This window comes from Mucilaginibacter sp. P4_E8, from assembly GCF_056401495.1.
The window spans coordinates 1-1,578 of sequence record NZ_JBFUJG010000364.1 but is presented as its reverse complement, the minus strand read 5'-3'; the positions used below and the strand labels follow the sequence as shown (position 1 = coordinate 1,578).

At 37.6% G+C, this 1,578-nt stretch carries 2 protein-coding genes and 1 pseudogene; all 3 read right to left on the bottom strand.

Translation table 11 applies throughout. From position 1 onward, the window contains the following. The coding region (locus AC1DRQ_RS31400; protein ID WP_477430043.1) for a GNAT family N-acetyltransferase at positions 1-319 on the bottom strand (319 nt) is incomplete at its 3' end. Continuing rightward, complete coding sequence (locus AC1DRQ_RS31395) at positions 316-1,287, bottom strand: hypothetical protein (RefSeq protein WP_429400038.1); 972 nt, start codon at positions 1,285-1,287, stop codon at positions 316-318. The genes AC1DRQ_RS31395 and AC1DRQ_RS31400, both read right to left, overlap by 4 nt. A gap of 37 nt (positions 1,288-1,324) precedes the next feature. Beyond that, positions 1,325-1,578: pseudogene (locus AC1DRQ_RS31390) on the bottom strand (phytanoyl-CoA dioxygenase family protein); the annotation flags it as partial.

The following is a 1,578-nucleotide window of genomic DNA, read 5'->3' as shown; positions in this document are numbered from 1 at the left end:
GCATGGTAGCCTGATAGCCAATACCTTTACCCCAATACATTTTATTTCCGATAAAAAGATGCAATTCCGCACGTTTATCCTGAATATCCAGCAACTGGATATTACCAACATAGGTGTCAAGCTCTTTTAAGCAGATGGCAAAGCGAATTTGGTCGGGCCTGTTCAGGTTACTTTGTAGCCATGCAGCCTCCATTCTTGGGGTAATACGCTGAGTAGCCTTAAAATTGGTAAAAGTCCAAACCTTTGGATCATTTCTCCATAAATAAGATGTTTGTGCATCTTCTAAAACCAGGGGGCGTATGTATACTGAAATATTCATATAAATTGTTGTAAAATGTTTAACATAAAAAACATGTCCTGAAGATTATACCGGTGATCTATTGGCAAAGGCACCATACACCGGGCGAGATAGTTTTCATACATTTTGCTGGTGGTCCACTTAAACACATTTGGCCAGTATGTAGCCACGAATATTTTTTTCTGTATCAGGTGTAATTTCAGATCACGATCAGCACTTAAAAAAGGATAAACCATTGGGGAGTAGTCATCTGGAATATCAAACTTAAACAGGTTTTGGGCCTGCAAATGCTTATGTAAAAATTCAAAATTCCGCTTTCGTATCCGGGCGCATTCCTCGTAGTTAATACTTGAAAGAATTCTTTGTGTTAAGGGCGACATGCTCCTAATTTCATTATTCACTAAAGCATCATTATTTCTCTTGAAATCAGAATAACCCGCCTCTACGCCAAATTCAATGCTTTTTAAAAGATGAGAACAACGACTAACAGATGAATCAACCGGCAACTTCCGACTGAGCTTTTTATTAATCTGCAGATAAGCCCCGTCAGGAACCCCAAAAAACTTTCTGCACGAATAAAAAGTATCTATGCCAGGCAATGGAGCCGAAAAAAAAGCCTGGGAATTATCTATGATCAGGTTTTTGATCTGCCTACTTAAACACTTTATTGTTTCCTGTTTAATGCCAAAGTAATTGGTGTATAAAAAGCAGGCATCCGGTTCAATTTCAAAATCAATAACAGGATTAAGCTGATCATTAATTTTATAAAACTGATAGGCTACATCAAGCTTTTTAATAGGCTCAAGTAAAACATCACAAGTAAAATAAGGTATATAAATTTTGGCATACCCTTTTTGTTTCAGAATATATTCCAGAGCGTTACGGCCGGTATTTAGTCTGATCAAATTAGGGTAAAACTCCTTTCCTACGGCTAATTGCAATTCGTAATACCCCCCCATGGTTCTTAGAGTGGTTTTAGTTTTCTGCATGGTTAAAAGTTTAATATGATTGGTTTAGGTATTATTCTCAGCCCTGGTCACGCTGGTACATTCTTAAATGTGGAGGCTGATAATATTCATCTAAATTTTCAGGGACACGTGCATTATATCCAATAACCTGTCGCAGTTCAGCACTTAACCCTGCAACAAAGTCATAACCTAAAAATCTTGAATAATCCAACTGTTGCTTAAAAAACGGAGGGGTAAAGCCCAATGTTAAAGCTCTTCTCACGTCTGTGGTAGTATTTTCGCCAGCAGCATGCCAAATGTTTGAGTTAAAAA